22 protein-coding genes are annotated in these 26366 nt (G+C 56.6%); 14 read left to right on the forward strand and 8 right to left on the reverse strand.

All coding sequences use genetic code 11. From position 1 onward, the window contains the following. Window positions 1-13 precede the first annotated feature (13 nt). Window positions 14-934: a LysR family transcriptional regulator gene (locus tag LG290_RS09855; RefSeq protein WP_499834679.1), complete on the forward strand. Its 921-nt coding sequence runs from the start codon at window positions 14-16 to the stop codon at window positions 932-934. A gap of 13 nt (window positions 935-947) precedes the next feature. Beyond that, window positions 948-2282 carry a Xaa-Pro dipeptidase gene (gene pepQ / locus LG290_RS09860; protein ID WP_499834680.1) on the forward strand — a complete coding sequence of 445 codons (1335 nt, stop codon included), beginning with the start codon at window positions 948-950 and terminating at the stop codon, window positions 2280-2282. Between the two features lie 25 nt (window positions 2283-2307). Here pepQ and LG290_RS09865 read toward each other — a convergent pair whose 3' ends face one another. Continuing rightward, window positions 2308-2781, reverse strand: coding sequence for a GFA family protein (locus LG290_RS09865; protein ID WP_499834681.1), 474 nt, complete (start codon window positions 2779-2781; stop codon window positions 2308-2310). A gap of 148 nt (window positions 2782-2929) precedes the next feature. On the opposite strand from LG290_RS09865, the gene LG290_RS09870 reads away from it, so the two are divergent. The 5 genes from LG290_RS09870 to LG290_RS09890 all read left to right on the forward strand — a co-directional run bounded on the left by LG290_RS09870 (window position 2930) and on the right by LG290_RS09890 (window position 9863). After that, entirely contained in the window at window positions 2930-3784 is an 855-nt protein-coding gene (locus LG290_RS09870; protein WP_499834682.1) for an AAA family ATPase, read from the forward strand. Between the two features lie 3 nt (window positions 3785-3787). Continuing rightward, window positions 3788-4966, forward strand: coding sequence for a vWA domain-containing protein (locus LG290_RS09875; RefSeq protein ID WP_499834683.1), 1179 nt, complete (start codon window positions 3788-3790; stop codon window positions 4964-4966). Between the two features lie 92 nt (window positions 4967-5058). Further along, on the forward strand, window positions 5059-6849 hold the full coding sequence (locus LG290_RS09880; RefSeq protein WP_499834684.1) for an ABC transporter transmembrane domain-containing protein: 1791 nt from the start codon (window positions 5059-5061) through the stop codon (window positions 6847-6849). A gap of 109 nt (window positions 6850-6958) precedes the next feature. Continuing rightward, the gene (locus LG290_RS09885; protein ID WP_499834685.1) at window positions 6959-9103 is read left to right on the forward strand and encodes a PDC sensor domain-containing protein; all 2145 of its coding nucleotides are present in this window, start codon (window positions 6959-6961) and stop codon (window positions 9101-9103) included. Window positions 9104-9242: 139 nt separating this feature from the next. Continuing rightward, window positions 9243-9863, forward strand: a complete 621-nt coding sequence (locus LG290_RS09890) for a rhomboid family intramembrane serine protease (protein WP_499834686.1) — start codon at window positions 9243-9245, stop codon at window positions 9861-9863. A gap of 2 nt (window positions 9864-9865) precedes the next feature. On the opposite strand, the gene trxC is transcribed toward LG290_RS09890, so the two are convergent. Together trxC and LG290_RS09900 are read right to left on the reverse strand one after the other, a co-directional pair. Continuing rightward, entirely contained in the window at window positions 9866-10309 is a 444-nt protein-coding gene (trxC, locus tag LG290_RS09895) for a thioredoxin TrxC (RefSeq protein WP_499834687.1), read from the reverse strand. Between the two features lie 69 nt (window positions 10310-10378). Further along, the gene (locus LG290_RS09900) at window positions 10379-11533 is read right to left on the reverse strand and encodes a phospholipase D-like domain-containing protein (protein WP_499834688.1); all 1155 of its coding nucleotides are present in this window, start codon (window positions 11531-11533) and stop codon (window positions 10379-10381) included. A gap of 126 nt (window positions 11534-11659) precedes the next feature. On the opposite strand from LG290_RS09900, the gene LG290_RS09905 reads away from it, so the two are divergent. From LG290_RS09905 to LG290_RS09915, 3 genes are all read left to right on the forward strand, one after another. Further along, window positions 11660-12007 carry a putative quinol monooxygenase gene (locus tag LG290_RS09905; protein ID WP_499834689.1) on the forward strand — a complete coding sequence of 116 codons (348 nt, stop codon included), beginning with the start codon at window positions 11660-11662 and terminating at the stop codon, window positions 12005-12007. Window positions 12008-12195: 188 nt separating this feature from the next. Further along, window positions 12196-12762, forward strand: coding sequence for a phasin family protein (locus tag LG290_RS09910; RefSeq protein ID WP_499834690.1), 567 nt, complete (start codon window positions 12196-12198; stop codon window positions 12760-12762). 179 nt (window positions 12763-12941) lie between these two features. Beyond that, on the forward strand, window positions 12942-14924 hold the full coding sequence (locus LG290_RS09915; RefSeq protein ID WP_499834691.1) for a hypothetical protein: 1983 nt from the start codon (window positions 12942-12944) through the stop codon (window positions 14922-14924). A gap of 9 nt (window positions 14925-14933) precedes the next feature. Here the strand turns inward: LG290_RS09915 and LG290_RS09920 are convergent, their stop codons facing one another. Continuing rightward, window positions 14934-15368: a hypothetical protein gene (locus LG290_RS09920; protein ID WP_499834692.1), complete on the reverse strand. Its 435-nt coding sequence runs from the start codon at window positions 15366-15368 to the stop codon at window positions 14934-14936. A 216-nt stretch (window positions 15369-15584) separates the two neighbouring features. Here LG290_RS09920 and LG290_RS09925 point away from each other — a divergent pair, with 216 nt between their 5' ends. From LG290_RS09925 to LG290_RS09935, 3 genes are all read left to right on the forward strand, one after another. Next, the gene (locus tag LG290_RS09925; protein WP_499834693.1) at window positions 15585-17306 is read left to right on the forward strand and encodes a proline--tRNA ligase; all 1722 of its coding nucleotides are present in this window, start codon (window positions 15585-15587) and stop codon (window positions 17304-17306) included. Between the two features lie 127 nt (window positions 17307-17433). Beyond that, window positions 17434-19779 (forward strand): putative bifunctional diguanylate cyclase/phosphodiesterase, encoded by a 2346-nt coding sequence (locus LG290_RS09930; RefSeq protein ID WP_499834694.1) that lies wholly within the window; start codon window positions 17434-17436, stop codon window positions 19777-19779. Window positions 19780-19869: 90 nt separating this feature from the next. Then, window positions 19870-20766 carry a DMT family transporter gene (locus LG290_RS09935; RefSeq protein ID WP_499834695.1) on the forward strand — a complete coding sequence of 299 codons (897 nt, stop codon included), beginning with the start codon at window positions 19870-19872 and terminating at the stop codon, window positions 20764-20766. Window positions 20767-20862: 96 nt separating this feature from the next. On the opposite strand, the gene ccoM is transcribed toward LG290_RS09935, so the two are convergent. Together ccoM and LG290_RS09945 are read right to left on the reverse strand one after the other, a co-directional pair. Continuing rightward, entirely contained in the window at window positions 20863-21051 is a 189-nt protein-coding gene (gene ccoM, locus LG290_RS09940) for a cytochrome c oxidase subunit CcoM (RefSeq protein WP_499834696.1), read from the reverse strand. Between the two features lie 139 nt (window positions 21052-21190). Further along, window positions 21191-21697, reverse strand: a complete 507-nt coding sequence (locus LG290_RS09945; protein WP_160418760.1) for an FKBP-type peptidyl-prolyl cis-trans isomerase — start codon at window positions 21695-21697, stop codon at window positions 21191-21193. Window positions 21698-21804: 107 nt separating this feature from the next. Between LG290_RS09945 and LG290_RS09950 the strand changes: the two genes are divergently transcribed. After that, entirely contained in the window at window positions 21805-23172 is a 1368-nt protein-coding gene (locus LG290_RS09950; RefSeq protein ID WP_499834697.1) for an AmpG family muropeptide MFS transporter, read from the forward strand. A 5-nt stretch (window positions 23173-23177) separates the two neighbouring features. On the opposite strand, the gene LG290_RS09955 is transcribed toward LG290_RS09950, so the two are convergent. Next, on the reverse strand, window positions 23178-24998 hold the full coding sequence (locus LG290_RS09955) for an SEC-C metal-binding domain-containing protein (protein WP_499837077.1): 1821 nt from the start codon (window positions 24996-24998) through the stop codon (window positions 23178-23180). Between the two features lie 58 nt (window positions 24999-25056). After that, window positions 25057-26301: an ABC1 kinase family protein gene (locus tag LG290_RS09960; protein ID WP_499837078.1), complete on the reverse strand. Its 1245-nt coding sequence runs from the start codon at window positions 26299-26301 to the stop codon at window positions 25057-25059. Window positions 26302-26366: the final 65 nt, after the last annotated feature.

The following is a 26366-nucleotide window of genomic DNA, read 5'->3' on the forward strand; positions in this document are numbered from 1 at the left end:
AGCGGGGTAATTCATGGAAATTCGCTGGCTGGAAGATTTCATCGCCCTGGCCAGAACACGGCATTTTTCGCGGGCGGCGGATGAGCAGAACGTCACTCAACCCACCTTTTCGCGACGGATCAAGCTACTCGAAGAAGAAATGGGCGCCACCCTGATCAACCGCCAGACGTTGCCGCTGTCGCTCACCCCGGCAGGGGAGGAATTTCTAGCGCTGAGCGAAGAGGTCACCGAACGTGTTCGATTGGCGCGTGACCGTGTACGCGAAATCAGTGCCGGACAGCAACGCCGCATCATGCTCGCGGCGCCCCAAAGCGTCTTGGCGCACTTTTTGCCTCAATGGCTTGGCATGATTGACCAGCAGTCACGCATACAGCCCTACCTGCGTGCCACCGGCTGGACCGCCAGCGAATACTTTCAGGCACTGGGACGCGGCGAATGCGATCTGGCTCTGTGCTACTGGCCCAAGGAACGTTGTGAACTGGACCTGGACACCAGTGCCTGCAGCTATCGGGTGATCGGCCATGAACGCCTGATTGCAGTTACCACGCCGGATGCTCAAGGCAAGCCCAGCGCCGTGCTCCCCGGTAGTCGCAGCCAACCCATCGCATGGCTTACCTATCCCAAACGTAGTTTGCTCGGTTCGGCGGTCAAGGCCCATCTGTCGCGCCTGGCTCAGGGCACTCACCTGATGGCTCAGAGCGAAAATTCCTATGCCGCCAGCATCAAGGAATTGGTGCTGCTAGGTTACGGCATGAGCTGGCTACCCGAACGCACGATCAAGGCGGAACTGGAAAGCGGCCAAGTGGTACGCGCAGGCGACACACGCTGGGACGTTCCCATGGAATTGCGCCTTTATCGTCATCAAAACCAACATCATGCCGGACTGGATGCCTTCTGGGCCACCGTACCCAGCTTCCCGACTCCATGCCCTTGAACGGATTATCGATATGCATGTAACAGCACTCGAAACACTGCATGCCCAACAGGGCGAGCATTTGGTCCACTTGCAACGCAGTTACGCCACCTTGCTGGAAACACACGGTTTCGATGCCGTCTTGCTCTACAGTGGTCACGCCACTGCGCATTATGCCGATGATCAATTTCCTGCCTTTCAAACCTTCGGCCACTTCATGCACTGGATGCCGATGGCCGATATACAGCACAGCTGGCTTTTGATTCAACCCGGGCGCAATCCTCAGCTTTATCTGCATGCGCCAACCGATTTCTGGCATTTGCCCACCGCCCTTCCCGACGAGCCCTGGGTCGCCGCCTTTGACGTGACCCTGAGCCCTGAGCCGTTGCTTCCGACCTTGCCGGGCGGGCGTATTGCGATACTGGGCGATACGGCTGCTCTGGCACAGGCGCCCGATGCCAAGCCTGACATAAAGCCCGATACCAAGCCCAATCCGGACGCTTTGCTGAAGGCGCTGGATGAGCTACGCATGCATAAAAGCGCATACGAAATCAGCTGCTTGCGTTCAGCAAACCGTATGGCGCTGGCCGGGCATCAGGCTGCCCGCGAGGCTTTTTCCCAAGGCGCCGGCGAGTTCGACATTCAGTTGGCTTACCTGGGCGCCAGCCGCCAGCGCGAGTCCGCGGTGCCCTACCAGAACATCATCGGCACCAATCATCACGCCGGGGTGCTGCATTATCAGCATTACGACCTGAACGCCTCGTCCAAGCACCACAGCCTGCTGGTGGATGCCGGGTACCGTTATCGCGGTTATTGCGCCGATATCACTCGCACCCAGGCAGGGCCGGATGCCCCGGCCGCCTTCGGGGAGCTGATCGATGCCATGCAACAGCTGCAAACCCAATTGATCGAGAGTGTTCGGCCCGGCGTCAACTTTGTGGATCTGCATCGACAGATGCATCGCAGCTTAGGCGAAGTGCTACAAAGCCAAGGGCTTATCCATTGTTCGGCAGAAGAAGCCGTGACCCAAGGTATTACGCGCGCCTTTTGCCCCCATGGCCTGGGACACTCGCTGGGACTTCAAGTGCACGATGTTGCCGGGCGGCGCCTCCCGGACGGCACACCGAACCCACCACCTACAGAGCATCCCGCCTTGCGTCTGACCCGCGAATTGACGCCTGGCATGGTGGTCACCATCGAGCCTGGCCTGTACTTCATCCCCATGCTGCTCGAACCGCTGCGCTTCGCGGAAACGGGCAAGATGATTGACTGGCAGCGGGTGGACGCTCTCACGCCCTGCGGCGGCATTCGTATCGAAGACAACATTGCCGTGACCGACACCGGATTCGATAACCTCACCGCCCCCTGACCCTGAGCACCCCTGTGCCAAGCGCTCAGGCTTTAACCAGGCCTCTGCGCTCGTGCCACTCAGCGATGCTTTCCTCGGGAGCGGCATCGAAACATTTGTCGTTGTCCCGGGCATCGACCTCGACCCAGTTGGCCTTGCTGTTCAATAGCAGATGAACCCGTTCCGGGGGAATTGGCAGGTCGCTATCGATCGCCGAGGCGAAAGGATGGATCAGCTCCGGCCAACGCGGATCGTAAACCCACAGGGCACTGGCGCAATTACCACAGAAGTGGCGTTCCCCCACGCTCGGCTCCCCTTCGATCATTGCATGGTAGACGCGCTTATGCTCGCTACCTTGCACTTCGAGCGTCTCGGCACGTCCACTCAGGTTGATGGCATAGCCACCGCCTCCGGCGGTCTTGCGGCAAATCGAGCAATAGCAGCGTTGATAAGGATACGGATGCGGTGACTCCAGGCTAAAATGCACGGAACCGCAGTGACAGGAACCTTCAAGCAACATATGACCTCCCTTACGTCAGCTTGCGTCTGAAAACCTCCTTGAACCATAGCCGATATTGCGCAAAGCAGCATTTGTCCCCGCCCGCTCCCTTACGTACACTTGTTTGATTCTTGAACTCCTTATTGATGATTAAGCCGAGGCACGACCCATGGCGTTTGAATCCACTTCCTCCTACATCGCAACCGATGCCTTGAAACAAGCGGTCAATGCCGCCGTCACCCTCCAGCGTCCACTGCTGATAAAAGGCGAGCCGGGCACCGGCAAGACCCTGCTGGCGGAAGAACTGGCCGCCAGCCTGGGTACGCGGTTGCTTACCTGGCATATCAAGTCCAGCACCAAGGCAGCCCAAGGGCTATATGAATACGACGCGGTCAGCCGCCTGCGTGACTCCCAGCTGGGTGTCGAAGGCGTGGAGAATGTCGGCAACTACATCAAGCCCGGCAAGCTGTGGGAAGCGTTTACCGCCGGCGAACGGGTGGTGCTACTGATCGATGAGATCGATAAGGCGGATATCGAATTCCCCAACGACCTGCTCCAGGAGCTGGATCGCATGGAGTTCCATGTCTACGAAACCGGCGAGACCATTACCGCCGAACACCGCCCGATCATCATCATTACCTCGAACAATGAGAAAGAGCTGCCGGATGCCTTCTTGCGCCGCTGCTTTTTCCACTACATCGAGTTTCCCGACCGCGAGACCATGCAGGCCATTGTCGACGTTCACTTTCCGGATATCGCACCGAAGCTGGTCAGCGAAGCGCTGGAAGTGTTCTTTGATCTGCGCCAGGCTCCCGGGCTAAAGAAGAAACCTTCCACCTCAGAGCTGGTCGACTGGCTGAAGCTCTTGATAGCCGATGAACTGGCCCGCGAAGCGCTCTATTCCCGCGACCCGGTGAAAGCGATTCCACCGCTGGCCGGCGCCCTGGTCAAGAATGAACAGGATACCCACCTGCTCGAGCGGCTGGCCTTCATGCTGCGCCGCCAAGGCAACCCGAGGCGCTAAGCCATGTTCATCACTCTGTTCGAGACCCTCAAACGTGCCGGTGTGCCGGTATCGATCCGTGAACTGCTCGACCTGCATGCGGTGGTCGAGCGCGGCGTGGTGTTCGCCGACATGGACGCCTTCTACCAGGTGGCGCGTACCGTCATGGTCAAGGATGAACGCAATTTCGACCGCTTCGATCGTGCCTTTGCCGCCTGGTTCGAAGGGCTGGAAAACCTGGATGCCGCCATTGAGGCCCTCATTCCGGATGACTGGCTGCGCCGCGAGTTCGAAAAGCAGCTTAGCGAAGAAGAGAAGGCCCAGATCGAATCCCTGGGCGGGCTGGAAAACCTGATCGAAACCTTCAAGAAACGCCTGGAGGAGCAGAAAGAGCGTCACGCCGGAGGTAACAAATGGATCGGTACCGGCGGCACCAGCCCCTTCGGTGCCTACGGCTATAACCCGGAAGGGATTCGCATTGGCCAGGAAGGCTCCCGCCATCGCCGCGCCATCAAGGTATGGGACGAACGGCGCTTTCGCGATTACGACGACTCCCTGGAACTCGGCACGCGCAATATCAAGATGGCCTTGCGCAGGCTGCGCAAGTTCGCTCGCCAAGGGGCACTTGATGAATTCGATGTCAACGGCACCATCCGTGAGACCGCGCGTGACGCCGGGTTGCTCAATGTGCAGATGCGCCCGGAACGGCATAATTCGGTAAAAGTACTGCTGTTTCTGGATGTGGGCGGTTCCATGGATGACCACATTCGCGTCTGCGAGGAACTGTTCTCGGCGGCACGCTCGGAATTCAAGCATCTTGAGCATTATTACTTTCACAACTGTTTGTACGAAGGCGTGTGGCGCAACAACATGCGGCGCGGCAACGAACGAATTCCCACCCTGGATGTGCTGCATACCTACGGCAGCGATTATCAGGTGGTCATCGTGGGGGATGCCGCCATGTCGCCCTATGAAATCACCCATCCCGGTGGCAGCGTCGAGCATTTCAACGACGAAGCCGGCGGTGTATGGCTCAAGCGACTCGCGGAAAAATTTCCACGCCTGGCCTGGCTCAACCCCATGCCCCCACGTGCCTGGGAAACCACCTATTCCAGCGGTTTGATCCGTGAGCTGATAGACGACCGCATGTACCCCATGACCCTGGAAGGCCTAGAAAACGCCATGCGGGAATTGGCCAAGTAAAATAGAGGTAGCCAACCCGCCGAATATTGAGCGCGCCACTGACGCGCCTTCGGCTGCTATGCTGCCTGTGTTTCTCTGCCGGAGCCAACCTCATGCCGACTCGCCCCAATCCGCGAATACTGCTACGCCTGCTCGGATTGTTACGTCCTTATCACTGGCGTCTGGTGCTGGCGGGGGTTGCCTTGCTGGTGGCGGCATCCAGCGTACTGGTGCTAGGCCAAGGGTTGCGGTTAGTGATCGACCAGGGGTTTCTAGCCGCCGACCGTAGCCGGCTCAACCAGGCATTGGGCCTGATGCTTGCCATAGTCAGCGTGCTGGCGATGGCCTCGGCGCTACGCTATTACCTGGTGACCTGGATTGGCGAACGCCTGGCAGGCGATCTTCGCTGCCAGGTTTTCGATCATCTGCTGTCCCTGGAACCGAGTTTTTTTGAAGCCAGCAACGGCGAAGGTGGTGGTGCCGGCGAGATCACCTCGCGTCTCACCGCCGATACCAGCGTCCTGCAAAGCCTGTTCGGCTCTTCGCTGTCGATGGCGGTACGCAACCTTCTGATGCTGGTCGGCGCCGTCATCCTGATGCTGGTCACCCAGCCGTTGCTTTCGGCCATCGTCCTGTTGGGGATTCCCGCAACGGTGTTGCCGATTCTCTGGTACGGGCGCCGAGTGCGGCGGCTTTCGCGTTTCAGCCAGGATCGAGTGGCGGAACTGGGCCGCTACGCGGGGGAAGCCCTGAACGGCATCCGCACCGTTCAAGCCTTTCATCACGAAAATATAGAAAGACATAACTACGCTCAGCGTGTCGAAGAGGCTTTCACCAGTGCCGTCGAACGCACCCGCCAACGGGCCTGGCTAACCGGTATCGCCATGTTGGTGGTCTTCGTCGCCGTGGGCATCATGCTCTGGCAAGGGGGCCAGGCGGTGCTGGCCGGCACCATGACCGCCGGCGAACTCTCGGCGTTCGTTTTTTATGCTGTGCTGGCCGCAAGCGCCGTGGCCACCCTTTCAGAGGTGGCGGGCGACGTACAGCGAGCGGCGGGCGCTGCGGAAAGGTTACTCGAATTACTCGATACGCAGCCTGAGATTCATGCGCCCACCCATGCCGCCACACTTCCCGAGCCGATAAACGGCGACATCCGTTTCGAAGCGGTCGATTTCACCTACCCTGGCCGCCAACAACCGGCACTCGAAGGGCTTGATCTGCATATTCGTTCGGGGGAACGCGTAGCGTTGGTAGGGCCTTCTGGCGCTGGCAAGAGCACGTTGCTTTCGCTGTTATTGCGTTTTCATGACCCGGACACTGGCCGGCTGATGCTTGACGGCATTGACTTGCGAAAACTTGAGCCGCAATCGCTACGTCGCACCCTGGGACTGGTGGCGCAGGAACCCACCTTGTTCACCGGTAGTGCCGCCGAGAACCTGCGTTACGGCAAACCCAATGCCACCCTGGAAGAGCTTCGCGACGCCGCCCGTAATGCCAACGCCTTGAGCTTCATCGAGGCGCTACCCTTGGGGTTCGACACACCGCTTGGCGCTGGGGGCATACAGCTTTCCGGTGGCCAGCGCCAGCGCCTGGCTATTGCCCGAGCACTTCTCAAGAACCCGCGCGTACTGCTGTTGGATGAAGCCACCAGTGCCTTGGACGCCGAAAGTGAGCGGCTCGTGCAACAGGCGCTTGATCGGCTGATGCAAGGACGCACCAGCCTGGTAATCGCTCACCGATTGGCTACGGTGGTTGCCGCCGACCGTTTGCTGGTGCTGGAAGCAGGTAAATTGGTTGCCCAGGGCCGTCATAATGAACTGCTGGAATCGAGCCCTTTATATCGCCATTTGGCCGAACTGCAGTTCGATACTCATCAAGGCATTTCGTATGTCGGCGAGCTTTAGCACAAGCAAGGTGTTTGCTGAAACACTACTTTTCCGACTAAATTGATGAATGCTTAAGCCGTTACGGTTCAACTCGATTTAACACTGACAGATGACGCAAAGGAACTGGATGCTTCCTCCTCCCGGCCCTTCTCGAATTGTTTTCAGCATCGCCCTGAGCATGGCCCTGCTAGGTTTTCTTATCGCTGCCGGCTTGCTCTGGGTCGATCGCAATGCCCGTGTGGAAACCACCGAGACTTGGCTGGAACGCATCCAGGAAGACACCACCGCGGCCGCCGAGTCCCTCGATCAGAACCTGCGCAATATGGCTGAGCTGGGCGATGAACTGGCCGCTGAACTAAGCAGCGGTGAACTCTCGGTCAAGGCAGTCGATGAACGCCTCGAAAACCTGGTTAAAGAGCACCCGCATGTATTCGGCGCCGGGGTGATATTCCGCCCCTTCGCCTACGACCCAAATCAGCGCCTTTACTCGCGCTATCTGGTTAGGCGCGACGATGCCTATCGGATGCTCCAGATCGAAGATCTTTACGATTATAGCCAGCCCCAACATGAATGGTTCCAACAGGGTATTAAGCAATCCGGTTGGATCGAACCCTTCTACGGTGAAGCCAGTCAGGCCATGCTAGCGCTGTATTGCACGCCTTTCAGCCTTCCCCAACAGCAGCCAATCCGGGAAGATACCCCAAGCGACGGCACTGTGTGCATCGATTATTCGATCGAAGATGTGTGGAGTCTGGTCAGCGCCCTGGATCTTGGCCAAACTGGCTATGCCATTGCCATGACCGACCAGGGCACACTAGTGGCGCATCCCCGCCGAGAGTATGTGCGCCAAGGGCAAAGCTTGTTCGACTTGGCCGAAACGCGGCAGGATTCAGACTTGCGCCGCCTGGCGGAGCAAGCCACCGCACAGCGAAGCGGTATACTTACCCATTCCAATTCGTTGACCGGTCAATTTTCCTGGATCTTCTACGAGCCGATTCCAGCGACCAACTGGTCTCTGGCGGTGGTCGCCTTTCGCGATGAAATACCGCTGGATATCAGCGAGCATAAATATCGCCAAATCGGCACCACCATTTTTTTGGTCATCGGGGGGATCGGCCTGATGGGCTTGGCTGCCTCCTATCAGTTGGACTCCAAACCCACACTCTGGGGCGCAAGCGTTGGCATCACCCTGCTATTTCTGTTGGGCATCATCAATATCTGGCGAATCGAATTTTCCGAAACCAATCGCGACCCACCGGAAGCCGTGATGCTGGTCGACTCTGCCGGTATTGAAAGCTATCTCAGCGACTATGACAAAACGGCACAGCAACAACAATTCGCAACCCCGATCAAGATTCCCACTGGGGTATTCGTTCAGGCTATCAATTTCGATACCCCGCATGACCCGGTGGTCTCCGGGTTCGTCTGGCAGCGCTATCGCGTACCTGAACATGACGATCTATCGCGTGGCATATTCTTTCCCGACGCCGTGCCTGACTACGATATCCGGGAAGAACTGTATCGCTTCCGTGAGGGCGATACAGAAGTGGTGGGCTGGTTTTTCAAGACCACCTTGCACCAGCCTTTTGATTATTCGGGATTTCCCATCGATGTCAAAACCGTACGCTTGCGCATCTGGCACCCGTCCATAGAACGCAACGTGATTCTGGTACCCGAGCTTGAAGCGTATCGCCTGATTCACCCAACCTCCCAACCCGGCATGGAAACCGACTTCCATCTGCCCGGTTGGAAAGTACAACGCAGCTTTTTTGCTTACCGTTTTCACAACTATCGCAGCGACTTCGGCATTCGCGGTAGCGCTATAAGCAGGTCATTTCCAGAGCTGACCTACAACGTCACCCTGCTGCGCAATATTACCGATGCCTTCGTTTCCAATCAGATTCCATTGTTTGTCGCTGCGTTCATGCTGTTCGCAATGCTGGTAATCGATACCCGAAAAAAAAGCCAAGCCTTGCTGCACGGTTTCACCACATCCACGGTACTGGGAACGGCAGCTGCCATCTTTTTCATCATACTGCTCGCCCATATCGATATCCGTCGCCGCTACGTCGCCGAACAAATCATGTATCTAGAATATTTCTACTTCATCACCTACTTCTCCATCCTCGCCATATCCTTTAACGCCTTCATGCTGACCGCCACCAGCCATAATCATTTCTTTCACTACCGCGACAATCTCATCCCCAAACTGTTGTTCTGGCCGCTACTCCATGGTGCCTTCTTCGTGGTCACTGTTTATGTCTTTCTGTGAGGAATCCATTCCATGCCTCAGCAAATATTGATCCTGCAAGGATATTCAGGCGAGCAACCCAATGTTTTCTCATGGCGGTCGGTTGCCATATATCTGCTACCGTTAACATTTCGCCATCCATGCAGTGTGGAGCACAACGATGCTGGACCTGACACAAACCCCCATCACCTTGTTACTGCTTATCCTCAACATTGTGGTCAGCCTTTATGTACTGAGCCGTAAGCCAGCACTTATCGACCGCCTGGCTTTCAAGCCCGAACGCATACTCAAACAGGGGGAAGTCTATCGCCTGGTGACGGCTGGATTCGTGCACATCAATGGTATCCACCTCCTCGTCAACATGATCACCTTGTATTTTTTCGGACCGTGGATGGAGCTTACGCTGGGGATCCTAGGCTTCTTGGTGTTGTATTTCGGCGCCGAGTTTACCGCCCATGGGCTCTCGCTCATCATTCAGCGCAACAATCCGCGTTATGCAGCGGTAGGAGCCTCAGGCGCCATCGCTGGGGTGCTTTTTGCTTTCTGCCTCTACGAGCCTTTTCGCTTGCTCTTCCTTTTCTTTGTAATCCCCATCCCCGCCATTCTCTTCGCGATTGGTTTTGTGGCCATTTCAATCGTAGCGATGCAAAGACGAGAGGCGGACCAGGTCGGTGGCCTGGCCCATGAAGCTCACTTGGGTGGGGCACTTGGAGGTATCATTATTGTGCTTCTGCTGGACCCAAACGTGCTACCCCGGCTATTCGATCAGTTGGGTGGCTAGGGCTATATGGTCTTCAAATACGGTGCTAGCCATTGGCGCAGCTGCGGCCCCTGCATGGCACCGGGCTGACGGGCGACTTCCTGACCGTTACGAAACACTATCAAGGTGGGAATGCTGCGGATGCCGAAGCGGCCGGCCAATGCCTGTTCGGATTCGGTATCCAGCTTGGCAAAGCGCATGTGCGGCTCCAGCTCGCGAGCGGTCTCGGCGAAAATAGGCGCCATCATCTTGCACGGGCCGCACCAACTGGCCCAGAAATCCACCACCACCGGCAGCTCGCTGCGCTCCACCAAGGCGGTGAAGTTGGCGCTGGTGAGTTCGACCGGTTCACCGGTGAAAAGCGCCCGTTTGCACTTGCCGCATTTGGGACCATCATTCAACCGAGCGCTGTTAACTCGGTTTATGGCACTGCAATAAGGACAACCAAGCGTAATGGAATCCGCCATGTAAAACTCCTTTATAGAATGGGTGGAAAATTCCAACCTTTATTGAAGAGTAGTCCACTTGATCGATACTCAAAGCTGTTCCACGATCAACCGAGCCGCCCGTTCCTTCAGGCGCACCCAACCACTGCGGCGTTTGAATTGCTCAGCACTCAAGGGTATCGCTCGCTTGCAATCGTCGTCGAAGTCAGCATCCAGACGGGCGACAACATCCTTGCAAAACATCATGGCGCTGCATTCCTCGTCTTTACCCATAGAGCGTTGATTGACGTTCACCGAGCCGACACTGGAAAGAATCCCGTCGACGGTCACGATCTTGGCGTGCAACACCGTGGGCTGGAAGGCCCAGACCTTCACTCCGGCCTTGAGCAGCACTTCGATGCTGGGCTGTCCGGCGAGTTGTGACAAGCGGCTATCGTTGTGGGCTCCCGGCACCAGTACTTCCACCTCGACCCCACGCTTGACCGCGGTAATCATTGCATTGATCAGGACGCTATCCGGAACGAAATACGCCGTGACGATACGTAACCTTATCTGGCTGATCGAAACCAATGACCGCAGTATGGCAGCTGTTTCGGTCCAGCCGATGGTCGAGGATGCGCGCAGGAATTGAATGGGCACCCCATTTTCATACGCTTGAGCACGGTGATGGATCGGCCGCCATTGCCAGCCCCCTCTCTCGTTCCAATTATCGAGAAAGGCCGAATACAGCCCTATGACGGAAGGCCCGTACACCCTTATATGAGTTTCACGCCATTCATGTTCGTTGCGGGCATCTCCTTCCCATTCGCTGGCGATACCCACGCCACCGGTAAACCCCACCTTGCCGTCACAAATGAGTATCTTGCGATGGGTTCGTTTGTCTATATGCCAAAGGCGTAGCAAATTGAACGGGCGAAACCAGCGAATCTCGACACCGGCCTCTTCCATCAGCGTCACAAGTTCTTGAGCCATCTTCTTGGCGCCTATCGAATCCAACACCAATCGCACCACAACGCCTTCACGCGCTCGGTCTGCCAACGCATGGGCAAATTTTCTGGCAATGTCACCGGTCCAGTAAACGAAAGTCACCATCTCGATGGATTCCCGAGCGGCACGAATGGCACCAAGCATGGCAGGGAAAATTTCCACTCCATTACGCAGTACGTCCACCCGATTACCTTCAGTGAAAGGCATTCCCAATGCATATTCCAGCTCAAGACGATAATCCGGGCTGTTAGCAGACATATTATATTCGCCCTCGCGCTAGCTCTTTGAAAGGCCTATAGGTATCACTTATTCTACGAAACCGTCTAGCTTGATGATATCGTCATTGCTATCTCATTAAATTAACCAACTACGCCAGGAAACATCATGTCCCAGAAGATCTACTGCACCGCGAGTTTCAAGCCCAAACCCGGCAAGGAAGATGCCGTCTTCAAGGCATTGCAAGCCTTGGAACCGAATGCTCACCGTGAAGATGCCTGCCTGCGTTACACCGTCACCCGCCATATCAGCAACCCCTTCGCCGAAGGCCAAAGCTACCCCATCGTGTTTCATGAGGTCTGGGCCAACCGGGCCGCCTTCGAAGCTCACTGCCAGCGCAATGAAATTCGTGAGTTCTTTGCCTCTCATCTTGAAGCCGAGGATGGCGATATAGAGGACGCCAATGTGTGCGTCTATACCGATGAACCGGTCAACTTTGACGCCCCGGACATATAAAGCCGCCAGCAGAAAAAACCATACTTCGCTGCTTGATTGGCTATCCAGTCGCCACTAAATAAGCCATTGTCTAAAAAGGCTTTTTAAAAAATCACCCACTTCGACTTATTTATTGCACTGCAATACTGGTAGTTTTCTGGCAATGATCTACCTTCAGGTAAAGGAATTGGCAGGACAAGGATCTTACCTTGGATTGTTACCTACGCTGGAGGAGTGAAGTGAGCATGGATAGTAACGAAAAAACTACCGAGAATGTCGAGCAGGCAGCCGAGCTAGCCCGTGATCAATTCGCAAACGCCGTTGTTGAGCCGGCGCGTGCCTACGGCTCTCTCGCGCTGGAGTATTACCAGAAACTGTTCTCCACCCAGCTGAATGCAATCCGTGAATTTACCGACACAAGCTTGGAACAGTCACGCTCCTGGCTTGAAGTGAAGGACAGCGATAGCTTCAGGAAAGTGATGGAAGACCAGCAGAAAGCGCTGCAGAACCTGAACGACCGCTTCAAGGCCGATGCTGAAGAAATAACGGCACTGAACCAGGAATACATGCAAAAGAGCATGAAGTTGATGGAAGACAACATGCAAAAAGGCCAGAAGCAGTTTGAGGAAAACATGCAGAAAGGCCAGCGCCAGCTCGAAGAAACTATGCAGCAAGGTCAAAAGCAGGTCGAAAAAAACATGCAAAAGGGCCAGAGCCAACAGCAAAAACAGTCTGAAGGCTCCAAGAAATCCAGTTCTTCTTCCAGCAGCTCGTAGTATTTAGTAGTCCATAATATTTGCAGTACAGTTATCGCCGTGAGTTACGGGTCACCTTCCCTTGGGAGGTGACCCGTTTTCGCTGTACTCTATTTAGTACTCTATCTACCAGCCAGCCTGGAAAAACCAGGGGCAGCAGTGTTCCGTGCTTCCCCGTTCGTTGGCATAAGGGAAGCGATATGACGCACACACCCCGTGATTCACAGAATGGCGGTGAAAGCCTTGATCTGTTGGCGGCTCAGTTCGATGCCGCCCTAAATCGACTGCTTCAGGCCCGTCAAATTGACCCGCTCTTCCCAACTGACGATGTCATCGAGTCGGCGAAGAAGCTGCTGTCGGTACCTGGTGGACACGAGACGCTCTATGTTCGGGTACCGGCAATCGAAGCCGCCGGTTTCTTTACCGGCACCGACTGGGGAAAGCCGCAAATATTACAGGCGGCACTGGCTGTTCGCTCGCTGCGCCATGGCGACTTGGCGACCACCATCACCGAAACCTTGAGCGAAATTCGATTACTCGCCGTCGCCAAGGGAGACTATTTTCACTCAGGTATCTCCGCCGAGCAGGCCTGGAATTTTCTGACCCAAGTTATGGCGCTGAACTTGGATTTGCTGTCAGGGCAAATGAGCGAAGCTGACCGTGAACGTTCCCATGGACTCGGCACCCTCATTCATGCGCATTATCAATATTTGCTCAACCAACTAGGTTACGAGAGCATTCTCGAAAGTTTGGTTGATGAAGTCTACCGGCTGCTTGCCCAGCGACAGGTTCAGGCTGACAGTATCAAACAAATGATCAGCCAGATCGCCATCTGCCTTTTCGATCCTGCCATCGAGACTGCGGGCATGGTCAGCGCAGCGCGCTTGGTCAGTGCATTGTTTGGCCCGACTCGCGGCTGCCGTGAAGATCCCGGCCTGGAAGTCTACGCTCAACGCCTATCGTCAATGGATGATATCACCCTGGCTGAAGAGGCCGCAGGCTTCGCTTTTGCGATGCACGATACCGGCTTGGTTTCGCCCTACCACCCCATGCTCATTCGCCACTTGCGCGGCTCCCGTGATCACCTGATCCCTACCGCTCTGGGGCTCAGCATGACGGGCATGGATGCGCTGCAGTGTTACAGCCAGTTGGTCCATACCCTGATCGACGAGGCCGTTTTTCCGGAAACCAGTCAAGCAGCCTATGGCTTGGCCATGATGCTCGAGCGCGGCGTACTTTTTACGCCGCCTATCGCAGCGGCGCTATGGCGACAAATTGCCCTGCCGCTATCCGCTGAAACCTCGCAAAAACTAAGCACCGTCTTTGGCCAGGCCCACCCTCCGCGTGTAACGCTTCTGGCGGGCGTGCTGAGCCTGTTGGGCTTGCCCTTGGGCATGGGACAGGGCAACAACCCTACCTGCCAATCAGTGATAGGCCTTTCCATGTGGGCTTGGAACGATGCGGATTATCTCTTGCAGCTTGTGGCCTGGGCGGCGCGTGATGACGAAGTGCTCACCCGCTTCGAAGGTCAACGCATATCTTCCAGAGGACTGGAAGCGGGACTTGCGAAAGCCCCACCCTGCGATGTGGACCCTGTCTCATTGATCTTGATACCGCACCTTGATCGCATCTATATAGAGATGGGCCGCTTATGCGGCAAGCGTGACGATGACCTGCACCGCTGGATCAACCCCGAATTTTACGGCTGGTGGGTAGGCCATGGCTTTCGTGTGGTAGTCAATGTAAACACCGGGGAGCTTGACGACTACGAAGGCTTTCTTCGCCAGTTCTTTGCCTACTATCACCCTTTTTACAATGGCAACCTGCCGTTGATCCATCCACAGCCTGCAGGCATTGCCGTCACTGACAGCGATGCACGCTTGGTGGGTCGCCATGCAATTACCATTCTTCGAGTGGCTCTCGACCCCAACAACCAGATGCGCGTTTACTTTTTCAACCCCAACAATGACAGCGGTCAGAACTGGGGGCAGGGAATTATCTGTGCCACCCAGGGCACTGGCGAGCTTCATGGCGAAGCCTCCCTGCCCATCGTCGAGTTTGCTTCCCGGCTCTATGTGTTTCACTACGACCCGCTGGAGCTCGGTGATACCCAAGCGGTTCCCACTGAAGAAATAACCCGAGCCATGGTGTTACAAAAAGCTAGCTGGGGTTCCCAGCCGTGAGGGGTAGGCTTATAAAAGCTCAAGGCGTTTCTGGTCATGCACGCCGGACATGCGCACCAACGCCAAGGCTTCTTCCAGAGAATCCACTTCTTCGATAAGTAGCTGTTCGCTTTCCACGCTTACCGGCCGCCCGGCCTTTTCCGAAAGCAGGCGGTCCAATGTGGCGATATCGATACTGTTATCGAGCTTTAACGCATCGATCGAGGCACTTTGGGAATTGGGCAGATAAATCGTGCCGTTGGAAAAATCCACCGCATAGGCAATTATCCCCGGCACTATGAAGAATAGCAGGCCGATACCATTAGCGACCGCTACCACCGGATCGATATCCCCCGTCAACTGGCCCTTGCGTTCGGGGTAAAGCAGCGTGCCACAGCCCGCTAGTGTCGTTATCATTATTGTTATGGACATAGCGCTCAACCAGCGACGAAGTGATTGCTGCATCGACATTTCCTTGTGAAATTCATATTGCCCGACATGCCACTATAGCTTCCTGTATCACTGGTAAGCCGGTACCTGCAAAGGCGTTGCAGTCTAACATAACCTTTTCCCGGGATAAGCGAGGTTTTACCGCACGCTTTGCCGCGCTCATGGCTTGGCCGTACAATGCTCACCATGCTTTAGAGCTCTTATTGACAAGACCAAGGAATCCTCACCCTCATGCGCGCTAGCCAATTACTGATTGCCACCCTGAAGGAAACGCCTGCCGACGCCGAAGTCATCAGCCACCAGCTGATGTTGCGTGCCGGCATGATTCGCCGCTTGACCTCCGGCCTGTACACCTGGCTGCCCGTGGGCCTGCGTACGCTGCGCAAGGTGGAAAACATCGTGCGCGAAGAAATGAACCGCGCCGGTGCTCAGGAAGTGCTTATGCCGGCGGTACAACCCGCCGAATTATGGCAGGAGTCCGGTCGTTGGGAACAATACGGCCCCGAGCTTTTGCGCATGAAGGATCGCCACGACCGTGATTATTGCGTCGGCCCGACGCATGAAGAAGTGATTACCGACCTGGTACGCAAGGAAATCGCCAGCTATAAGCAACTGCCGATCAATTTTTATCAGATTCAGACCAAGTTTCGTGACGAGATTCGCCCGCGTTTCGGAGTAATGCGCTCGCGCGAGTTCATCATGAAGGATGCCTATTCCTTTCACTTGGATGAAGCCTCGCTCAAAGATACTTATCAAGGAATGTACGATGCCTACACACGCATCTTCACTCGCCTGGGCCTGGATTTTCGTCCGGTAATCGCCGATAACGGCGCTATTGGCGGCACCGGCTCGCATGAATTTCATGTACTTGCCGAGTCCGGTGAAGACGATATCGTGTTTTCCAATGCATCCGACTATGCCGCCAATATCGAAAAGGCCGAAGCCCTACCCGCCCCGTTGGGAGAAACGCCCGAACGCCCGGCACCTTCGGAGGAACTGCGCCTGGTCGATACCCCCAATGCCAAGACCATCGCCACCTTGGTGGAGCAGTTCAAGCTGCCCATCGAAAAGACAATCAAGACATTGATAGTCAAGGCGGAACAAGGCGGCTTGATTGTGCTACTGGTACGCGGAGACCACGAACTCAACGAAGTGAAGGCCGAAAACCTGCCGCAAGTGGCCGTACCCTTGACCATGGCCACGGAAGAGGAAATTCGTGCAGCCGTGGGCGCAGGTCCCGGCTCACTCGGCCCGGTAAACCTCGATTTACCGATCATCGCTGACCGTAGCGTCGTCCTGATGAGTGACTTCGGCGCGGGTGCCAACATCGACCACAAGCACTATTTCGGCATCAACTGGGAGCGCGATGTCACCCTGCCCCAAGTCGCCGACTTGCGCAAAGTGGCCGAAGGCGACCCTTCGCCGGACGGCCAGGGCACGCTCTTGATCAAGCGCGGTATCGAAGTCGGCCATGTCTTCCAGTTGGGGCAGAAATACAGTGAAGCCTTGGGTGCCAGTGTGTTGGGTGACAACGGCAAGACCAGCCATCCCTGGATGGGCTGTTACGGCATTGGCGTAACACGCGTGGTCGCCGCTGCCATCGAGCAAAATCACGATGATGCCGGGATTATCTGGCCGAATGCGATTGCCCCGTTCCATGTCGCCCTGGTACCGATGAACGCGCATAAATCCCAGCGCGTGCGCGAAGAAAGCGAGCGCCTTTACCAACTCCTCACCCAGGCCGGACTGGATGTATTGCTGGATGATCGCGATACACGTCCCGGCGTCAAGTTTGCCGACCTGGAATTGATGGGGGTTCCGCACCGTTTGGTGATTGGCGATCGCAGCCTGGATAAAGGCGAACTGGAATACAAGGGACGGCGTGACAGCGAAGCCACCATGGTCCCGGCGGAACAGATCGTCGACTTCCTGCTCGAAAAAGCCCGTGCGTAGCGTGCCTTTCGGCTATAAGGGTGCCTGAAAAGCCTTTCGCATGCTGAATCGAATATCGTCTTTGCAGCAACGTTTTCGAGAGACAACCCAGGCTCTCTGAAACCTTTACTCATACCGAGATTTAAGCATGCGCTTTCGTTCGCGCCTTTTGATGATGCTACTTGCCGTCGTGGTGATCTCCCAGGTGGTTACCGGCGGCGCCTTCCTGCGGATCATTTATCAAGATGCGCTGGCCGAGGGCTCGCATAACCTGGAGGTCGGGACGCACCTGCTCAAGCAAGTACTGGACGCACAAGGTAGCCAATTACGCAACAGCATGACAATCCTGACCGACGATGTCGGCTTCAAGAGCGCTATGGCCACTCAGGATATCGCTACCTTGAATTCAGTACTGGCCAACCATGGCGACCGGGCCGGGGCTGACATGGTCATTTTCGCCAACCTTGAAGGCGAATTGCTGGCCAGCAGTCACCATGTCGAAGGTAGCTCGATGCCGTTTCCTGAGTTGTTCGCGCAGGCTCAACGTGACGGCGACGCCGTTAGTGTCGTCATCGAAAACGGACAGCCATTTGAATTCGTTCTGTTACCCGTGCGTGCTACCAAACTGATCGGCTGGGTTGGAATGGGGCTCTTGATTGATGCCGAACTAGCCGAGGAAGTACGTGGCTTAACCGGTCTTGAAATCAGCTTTATTCACCGAGATGCCAGCGGCAACCCCACTTATTTCGTTAGCTCTCATGAAAATATACAGGCGGCAAATATGCCCCGCCGCATGCAGGAAGTGACTCAAGGTGCTTATCTGCGACGCAGTGCGCTTACGCCCGATAATATGTATGTGACGCGAGCAATGACCCTGTTACGCAACGATGGTCACCATACCTACGCCCTGCTACAAATCTCTCGTGACGATCTACTCAGTGCCTATCACGATCTCCAGTGGCAGCTTCTAGGTATCATCGCACTTATCCTGTTATTAACAGTGGCGCTTGCAATCTGGAGCGCCAGAAGTATAAGCCGTCCCTTGATGATGCTGGCAGAAGCAGCACGCTGCATCGGCCGCGGTGAACGGCTCAATAGCATTCCGGTGTCCTCCCAAGGCGAAACCGGGATCCTGGCGCAGACACTACTATCAATGCAAGACGATATCGCGCTTCGTGAACAAGTCTTATTGCATCAATCGCGCCATGACCTCTTGACGGACCTTCCCAACCGCAGCTGCGCCCAGGAAGCGATTACCCAGCTTATCGCAGCAGGCCAGCCTTTTACGCTCATCCGCTTGGCCATTGACGATTTCCGCCGCATAAACGATACCTTCGGCTATGCCTTGGGTGATCGCGTATTACTCACCCTGGCCCAGCGCCTGGCCGCTTTACCCGCGCCTGCTCGTCAAGCATACCGCTTGGCAGGTGATGAATTTCTGCTGATCGTTGAGTGTGACGCGAGCGACCCTAACTGGCTGGATAGCCTGTTTAATGCCTTATCACAACCCATAGATCTCCAGGAATCCCCCATAAGGCCCTCATTAACCGCCGGTGAGGTCAATTTTCCTCGACATGGCATCGACCCTCACTTGCTTTTGAGGCGTGCTGATATTGCCTTGGGCATGGCTCGTCGCCAACACCGTCGCCACCAAACCTATCAAGAAGGCCAAGATGAGCAGCACTTGCGACAATTGACGCTGATTCGTGACCTTCAAGAGGCGGTGAGCGGACAGCAACTATGGATAGCCTATCAGCCCAAGGTGGATGTACGCAGTGGCGAGGTCATCCAATTCGAAGCGCTGATGCGCTGGCAACATCCCACTCTCGGCTTCGTTCCTCCCGATGAATTCATCAGCCTGGCCGAACGCTCCGGTAACATTCGCATTCTCAGTCGCTGGATGATCGATACCGTTTGCGTACAGCTGCACGAGTGGCAACGACAAGGCCATCATGTGTCTGCCGCGATCAACCTTTCCGCCGCAGACGTGATGGATATCGACTTGCCTGAACGGCTGCTAGGGACGCTGAATCATTACGATTTGGAGCCTCGCCAATTGGGGCTGGAGGTGACTGAAAGCGCAGTGATGCAGGATGCTGATCTCGCTATACAGTCATTGGAGCAATTGAGCCAGGCAGGAATGCTTATTGCAGTGGACGACTTCGGTACCGGATATTCCTCTCTGGCCCAGCTCAAGCGCCTTCCGGTACATGAACTCAAAATCGATAAGTCTTTTATGCTTCACCTGAATACCCTGGAAGATGACCTCACCATTGTGCGCTCCACCATTGAGCTTGGGCACAATTTAGGCCTTCGCCTGGTGGCTGAAGGTGTGAAGAATCAGGCCAATGCTATCCTGCTCGGCCAACTTGGTTGTGACTACCTGCAAGGCTACTGGATCGCAAGACCTATGCCCGCCTACCAGGTAATCGCTTGGCTCAATGATTTCCAACCTTTGGAACTGCCTTTTCCGAAGCCACTCCACACCCATTAAGAATACTCGAATAGTGTTTTTCTTTTATCCAGCTACCTTATCAGTAGTACTGCGCTTGATGTTTTATCCCAAAATTTATCGGGAGAGATCGTGTTGTTTCCGAGTACCCTGCTTGTAATATCAGCCGCTTTCCAATGGGGCCTGGCCGGAGGACTTGCCAGCCTGCTTATGTCCCGGGGTTGGTCACCGGAGGTAATTTCCTTCTGGCGCGTCCTGGTTGGGCTAGGATGCATGGCGATTTGGCTGGCCGTCATCCGCATACAAGGGCAGCGCTTCTCCTTTAACCGCAGGTTGGTATTTTGGTCACTGGTCGCAGGGCTGGGGGTCGCAGGTAACTTCACTTTCTATTTCATCAGTATCAGCGAGGGAAGCGTGGCGGTGGCCGTAACGCTGATGTATAGCGCGCCGGTCTTCGTTTACCTGGTCTCCTTTATTGCCGGAGTGGAGCGCCCCACACCGGTGAAGCTAGTCACCATCGCGCTAGTGATGGGGGGCATTGTCCTGCTGACCGGCATCTACCGTACAGAGGCGGACGCGATCACGACACTGGGCATCGTCAGTGGCCTGCTTGCAGGGGTTTCCTACGCCCTGTTCATCTTCGGGTTCAAGTACGCTGGCAAGTATGGGCCTGCGCCGAGCGTACTGGTGATCGCTTTCGTCACCGGCACGCTGGTACTGCTGCCGCTGATCGACCGCGGACAGGCGATGACCGTGACAATATCCGCCGATGTGGCCTGGTTCATCCTGCTTGGCCTGCTGGGCGCTGGCTTGTCGTTTTACTGCTATATCGTCGGACTCCGGCACACACTACCGACCATAGCCTCGATCGTCGCCATGGTGGAGCCGGTTACCGCTGCTCTCTTCGGTCTGCTCTTGCTGAGTGAGGCGTTAAATTTGTCACAGATGGCGGGCATGGCGCTGATTCTGGGTGCCGTCACCAGCTTGAGTATTCTGCAAAGCCGCCCTTCGCTCAGCGGCGCACCATAAAGGCACAAAAAAAAGCCGACCCCAAAAAGGGTCGGCGAGTGGGGGAATTTCCCCCTGGGGGAAAATCCCCCTCCCCTGACGACTTAAAGCAGCTGGCTAGTCCTTTTTCTGGCGATGGTGATCGCGAACGATAAAGCCTACCCAACCTGCCATGAATACGATCATCAACCCGACGGTTACCAGTCCAAAAATTACTGCATCATCCCAATACATGGTAATGCCCTCCCGCCGCGATGTGTTGAACACATGGTAGCCGCAACACGGCGGGCAAAATCTGACTTGCATCAAGTTTAGGAAATACGCTGACAGCAGCGAACAGGAAGTTGATATAAGTCAGTTTTTGGGCCCTTACGAAGGCCAAGGCGCTCTCTGTCTTTGACCTCTTGCTTGACTTGCTGCGGGACTCTCACTTGCTTTGAGCTGGCTACAGCACTTTGCGGTCTTCCACCTTGGCGTGGTCGGTACCCGGGGGTAGTGGATGGCCCTTGGCAAGTTCGGCTCGGGTAGCTTCGCGCACCTCAAGAATCTTGATTTGATACCGCAAGGTGTGCCCAGCTAACGGATGGTTGGTGTCGACCAGCACATGGTCTCCCACCACTTCGAGTACAGTGACGATCTGCGGACCGGCTTCGCCTTCGGTCTGAAAGCACATGCCCGGCTCAAGCTCTTCAGCTGTGAAAGCATTACGGCTCACTTCCTGCACCAGGTCTTCATTACGGATGCCATAGGCCTGCGCCGGCATCAAGGTAACGCTGAGTTCGGCCCCGGCCTGCTGACCTTCGAGCGCTTGCTCCAGGCCGGGCAATACGTTGTCATGGCCATGCAGGTACTCAAGAGGGGTCTCTCGTGCCTGTGAATCATCAAGCACCTGACCACTTTCATCTGTGAGCACGTAATGTAGCGTCGCCACTTGGTGGGCAGTAATCGACATATAAAACTCCTCTCCGGTAAGCTATCGGCGTCATTCACTGGTATCGGCTCAGTCTAACACCTGCCCTTTGTCATCGTCTTTGTTCAACCGCAAGGAGCCCTTGCCCTATGCTCATCCCCAACGCTCAGCGCAGCTGGCGCGCTGCCTTGATGATTTATCTGCAGGCGCCGGTCATCACCATGCTGTTTCTGGGGTTTTCCGCAGGACTGCCTTTCCTGCTGGTTTTTTCCACCCTTTCCGCCTGGCTGCGCAGTGACGGCGTGGAGGTCGCCGCCATCGGATTTTTCGCCTGGATCGGGATGCTCTATTCGATCAAATTTTTCTGGGCGCCGGTGGTGGATCGCCTGGCCTTGCCGGTACTGACGCGTGCTTTCGGCCAACGGCGTGGCTGGATGCTGCTGGCACAAGCCATGATCGCTGCAGGCTTGATTGGGCTGGCCGGGTTTGAACCGATAGGCAACTTGGGGTGGGTGGCGGCATTTTCCCTTCTGGTCGCCTTCGGCTCCGCCACGCAGGATATCGCCATCGATGCCTTTCGTATCGAATCCGCCCCGGACGATGTCCAGGCGGCCATGGCATCGACCTATATCATCGGTTATCGCGGCGGGTTGCTTGCCGCAGGCGCAGGCGCCCTCTACGTGGCATCGCTGGCCTCATGGGATGCCGCTTACATGACCATGGCTGCCTTGGTAGGGGTCGGGGTAGTGACGGTACTGCTACGCCCGGAACCGGCACGCACCTCACTGAGTATCCAACTGATTCATGAACCCAAGGTACGTGCCTTCATTCGCGCCAGCCGAGGCAAGCCCAAGGCATTGCGGCGCCTGGGCGCCTGGGTAATCGGCGCCATTGTTTGTCCGTTCACCGACTTCTTTCGCCGTTACGGCGTCAAGGCGCTGGGGATTCTGGTGTTTATCGCCATGTTTCGTATCAGCGACCTGGCCATGGCCTCGATGGCCAACCCCCTGTACATCGATCTGGGATTCTCGCTTGCCACGATTGCCAACATCACCAATATCTTCGGCATCGCCATGAGTATCGGGGGAGGTGTTTTGGGAGGGTTGCTGGTGGTGCGTTACGGTATCGGGCCGATCCTGGTATTCGGTGCCGCCGCCGCGACCCTGACCAACCTGCTATTTGCAGCGCTTGCCCTGGCCGGTGAAAGCCTGCCGTTTCTGGTGATGGCGATCATCGGCGACAACCTGGCCAACGGCATGGCCAGCGCGGTGTTCATTGCGTTTCTTTCGAGTCTGACCTCGCGGGCCTATACCGCCACCCAATATGCGCTCTTTTCCTCACTGATGACGCTGCCCGGCAAGTTTCTCAGCGGTTTCGGTGGGCTGGTCGTCACCGCCCAGGGCTATGCCACCTTCTTTGTCGTGGCCACCTTGCTAGGCTTGCCGGCAATTGCCCTGGCTATCTGGATCAGCCGGGACCGTAATCTCGTTCCCAAGCCGGTGCTTGCCGGCAGCTGAGCGAATTACTTGCGGTGTGCTTGCAGCCATTCAAGGGCACCGGGAGTGGTGCGCCATTGGTCACGCATCAAGGTACGGTATTGCCAGGCTTCAGCGCGAGTACCGGGGTCCACCTGCCCATCTGAAGCAGGCAGTGCCGGGCGCGGGGCTTCTGCGCAGAGCATGTCCACTGCATGGCGGTTATAGGCCGCCACTTGGCTGAGTACTTGCTCAGCCTCTTCAAGCCGGTCAAGACGATATAGCGCCAGCGTCCGACCCAACAGCAAGCCCAGTAGCATGGAGCTCTCTTCATCTCCCCGCTCGGACAAGCTCAGGGCTTCCTCATTGCGGTTATCGCGCAACAGTTGATCCAGCACCAGCTCCCGCAACCCCAGGCTGTCCTCCTGATCGATGGCAAGAAGCTCCTCGGCCAGTTCACGGGAATGATCCCGTGCACCACGCTCCATTCCCACCACCAACGCCAAGCCGGTGCGCAACAATAGGGCATTATCGGCATCGTCCCAGCACAGGCTACCTTCACCTTCCGCCCGCGCCTGTTGCAACCAACGCGACAGACGACGGGCCAAGGGTTCCAGCAAGCTCGGTGCCATCCACGGCAAGCTACCGAAGCGGCTGGTCAGTGCCAAGGTTACGTCCTGAACCACCTGAGGCGCATCCAGCCATTCCGGATGCGCGCAGAGTTCGGGCATCCATTCCTCGGCCGTCGCCCAGGGGTCTCCACGAAACCCCAGGGCGACATCTTCATCGATCATGACCTGGAAATGCTCATACCAGGCGGCATACAGCGTCGCTTCCCGGGCGCTGATATGGTAGGTGATACGCTGGGCATCGTCGTCATAGCGCAGGTCCAGGCGCGGCGCCGTGGGTAGCGAATTCAGCAGCGACTGAAGCGCCACCAGCGGTGTCGCCAGGTCTTCTTCGGCACTCAGCAGTTGGTCGGCCAAGGTGGCACCGGGGTTTTCCGCCAGGGCGGCGAGAAAATCCAACTGATCGGGGTCCAGTTCACCCTGACGGGCCAGGCGCCGATACCAGAACCTGGAGCGTTCCTTGGCCTCTTCTTCGTGGCCTTCATGCAGCAGCAGCATGGCTTCGACATAGGCCAGCGTCGGGGAATCAGGCAGGGCCTGCTGCGCCTTGACGAAGGCGGCGCGGGCACTGTCCAGGTCATCGTTATCCAGGTGCATCAAGCACAGACGCTCAAGTGCCACCCCGCGTAGAAACAATGGGCCATGGGCCATGATCTTATCCAGCAGGTCGGCGCGCTTGCGCGTGAAGCCACGCTCCTGATAGAGGTCGAGCAGAATTTCAAAGGCAGGTTCGGCTTGTTCCGGCAAGTGCGACCAGTCGCCACCGCCAAACAGAGATTCGAGAATCTGAATGGCGCGTCCACTCTGGCCGCTTTCGGCGGCGACCAACCCTGCTTCGAGCAATGCCTGAGCCGGTGCCTTACGGCTGGCCAGCGCCGCCTTGAGCACAGGGCCCTTCCATTCGCGTAGCGAAAGCATCCACATTAATTGATCGGGAAGATCGGTAGGTAATTCCACCGCCCGGCAACAATGTTTGTACTTGCGCCCGGAATCGCACCAGCACGGCTCGTTGGGGCCGGGCGTGGCCAATGGTTCACAATCGAAATCGAGACGTTCAAGCGGGGTTTGCGACCATAGCATCGGCGCCAACGCCTGAGCGGTGGCGATGTCGCCTTGAAAATAGTCCGCGCCTTCGGCACGTACCCACGTCATGAAATCAGGATAACATTCCTGTTGTCTGATTGCCGTGAGCGCCCCGGAAGCAAATCCCAGCAGTTGATCCACCCATACCGCCAGCATTGCCATCTCCATTGCCATGAAAAGCGCCATAGTTTAGCACGCCCATTCAAACAGTGCTTTAACCACGCGCTCGGGCGAGCAAGGGGCCGGTACGCTCGGCCATGTTCAGACGCGCTTTCAAGCGAACCAAGTTCCAGTAGTGCCCATTTAGCGCACGCGAAAGCAACAACGTGTCCGCGGGTGGCTGCAGCCGGTCCATCGCCGCCCATACCTTGGGGCTGAGTTCGCGCAGACGACGGTGCACACGCACATCGCTGAAATCCTGTTCGCCCGGTGCGAACAGCGGTGACACCGCCTCCGCCGCTTCACGATACAGGGCAAGCGGTGCGCCATGCCCCTGGCGCCCGCCCATCTTGAGCATCGCCTGATCCATGGCCATCGGGTCTTGCGCCAGGGTGGCGTCGAGAAGCTGCAACATGCTGTCGAGACTCGCTTTGGGTACGGCAATCACCGCCCCCAGGTCATAAATCACCAGCCTGCCCTGCTCATCAGCGGCAAAGTTACCTGCATGGGGATCGGCATGCAGTTCACCATGCATGAACAGTTCTGCCGTGATCCAGTCGGCAAGCGCTGTGGCGATCTTCTGGCGGCGTTCATCATCAGCGCTTTCCAGCTCGCGCAAGGGAGTTCCCTCTACATAACGCATGGCCAATACATGCGGGCCGCAAAGTGCCGGCAAGGGCTCGGGAATCACCAGGTTTTCCACGTCGCGATAACGCTCCCGATAACGCACCAGGGCTTCGGCTTCGGCCAGGTAATCCAGCTCTTCACGCAGGCTTGCGGCAAGTTCCTCGAACAATGCATCCAGGCGCGACTGCGGCACCTTGAACCAGCGCCCCAGACGCATCAGGCGGCGCACCTGAAACAGATCATTTTCCAGCACCTCGGCAAGCCCCGGGTACTGTACCTTGAGCACCAGGGTCTCGCCGTCATGCGTGATGGCGCGATGCACCTGCCCCATGGACGCACTGGCAAAGGGGCGTTCTTCGATGTCACGAAACACCGTATCCAGGTCACCGTATTGGAGTACCAACGCTTCACGGATACGCGGCCAAGGCATCGGTTCGGCTTGGCGCTGCAAACGCGCCAGTTCATCGGCAAGGTCCGGCGGCAGGATGTCATCCCACTGCGAGATGACCTGGGCCAGCTTCATCGCTGGACCCTTGAGCTCAGAAAGCCCTTCAAACAGCGCCTCACCCAGCGCCCGCCAATCGGCCTGACCACCTAAACGGGTTTTTAGCAGGGCACCGCCGGTGCGTGCTCCCAACCCCATCAATCGACGTGTTCTGCCTTTCTCACGCATGATCTCGGCCTCAATCCAAAAGTGATACAAATACTATACACCTACTTAAGTCAGGTATCGCCTAT

Origin of the sequence: Halomonas sediminis (assembly GCF_044871105.1) — a bacterium.
Taxonomy (GTDB): domain Bacteria; phylum Pseudomonadota; class Gammaproteobacteria; order Pseudomonadales; family Halomonadaceae; genus Vreelandella; species Vreelandella zhuhanensis.

Coding starts and splice junctions, on each gene's coding strand:
- LG290_RS09875 (WP_499834683.1), top strand. CDS start 3,788: ATGTTCATCACTCTGTTCGAGACCCTCAAACGTGCCGGTGTGCCGGTA.
- trxC (WP_499834687.1), bottom strand. CDS start 10,309: ATGGCGGATTCCATTACGCTTGGTTGTCCTTATTGCAGTGCCATAAAC.
- LG290_RS09880 (WP_499834684.1), top strand. CDS start 5,059: ATGCCGACTCGCCCCAATCCGCGAATACTGCTACGCCTGCTCGGATTG.
- LG290_RS09890 (WP_499834686.1), top strand. CDS start 9,243: ATGCTGGACCTGACACAAACCCCCATCACCTTGTTACTGCTTATCCTC.
- LG290_RS09960 (WP_499837078.1), bottom strand. CDS start 26,301: ATGCGTGAGAAAGGCAGAACACGTCGATTGATGGGGTTGGGAGCACGC.
- LG290_RS09950 (WP_499834697.1), top strand. CDS start 21,805: ATGCTCATCCCCAACGCTCAGCGCAGCTGGCGCGCTGCCTTGATGATT.
- LG290_RS09930 (WP_499834694.1), top strand. CDS start 17,434: ATGCGCTTTCGTTCGCGCCTTTTGATGATGCTACTTGCCGTCGTGGTG.
- LG290_RS09955 (WP_499837077.1), bottom strand. CDS start 24,998: ATGCTGGCGGTATGGGTGGATCAACTGCTGGGATTTGCTTCCGGGGCG.
- LG290_RS09885 (WP_499834685.1), top strand. CDS start 6,959: ATGCTTCCTCCTCCCGGCCCTTCTCGAATTGTTTTCAGCATCGCCCTG.
- LG290_RS09855 (WP_499834679.1), top strand. CDS start 14: ATGGAAATTCGCTGGCTGGAAGATTTCATCGCCCTGGCCAGAACACGG.
- LG290_RS09925 (WP_499834693.1), top strand. CDS start 15,585: ATGCGCGCTAGCCAATTACTGATTGCCACCCTGAAGGAAACGCCTGCC.
- pepQ (WP_499834680.1), top strand. CDS start 948: ATGCATGTAACAGCACTCGAAACACTGCATGCCCAACAGGGCGAGCAT.
- ccoM (WP_499834696.1), bottom strand. CDS start 21,051: ATGCAAGTCAGATTTTGCCCGCCGTGTTGCGGCTACCATGTGTTCAAC.
- LG290_RS09920 (WP_499834692.1), bottom strand. CDS start 15,368: ATGCAGCAATCACTTCGTCGCTGGTTGAGCGCTATGTCCATAACAATA.
- LG290_RS09945 (WP_160418760.1), bottom strand. CDS start 21,697: ATGTCGATTACTGCCCACCAAGTGGCGACGCTACATTACGTGCTCACA.
- LG290_RS09905 (WP_499834689.1), top strand. CDS start 11,660: ATGTCCCAGAAGATCTACTGCACCGCGAGTTTCAAGCCCAAACCCGGC.
- LG290_RS09900 (WP_499834688.1), bottom strand. CDS start 11,533: ATGTCTGCTAACAGCCCGGATTATCGTCTTGAGCTGGAATATGCATTG.
- LG290_RS09865 (WP_499834681.1), bottom strand. CDS start 2,781: ATGTTGCTTGAAGGTTCCTGTCACTGCGGTTCCGTGCATTTTAGCCTG.
- LG290_RS09870 (WP_499834682.1), top strand. CDS start 2,930: ATGGCGTTTGAATCCACTTCCTCCTACATCGCAACCGATGCCTTGAAA.
- LG290_RS09915 (WP_499834691.1), top strand. CDS start 12,942: ATGACGCACACACCCCGTGATTCACAGAATGGCGGTGAAAGCCTTGAT.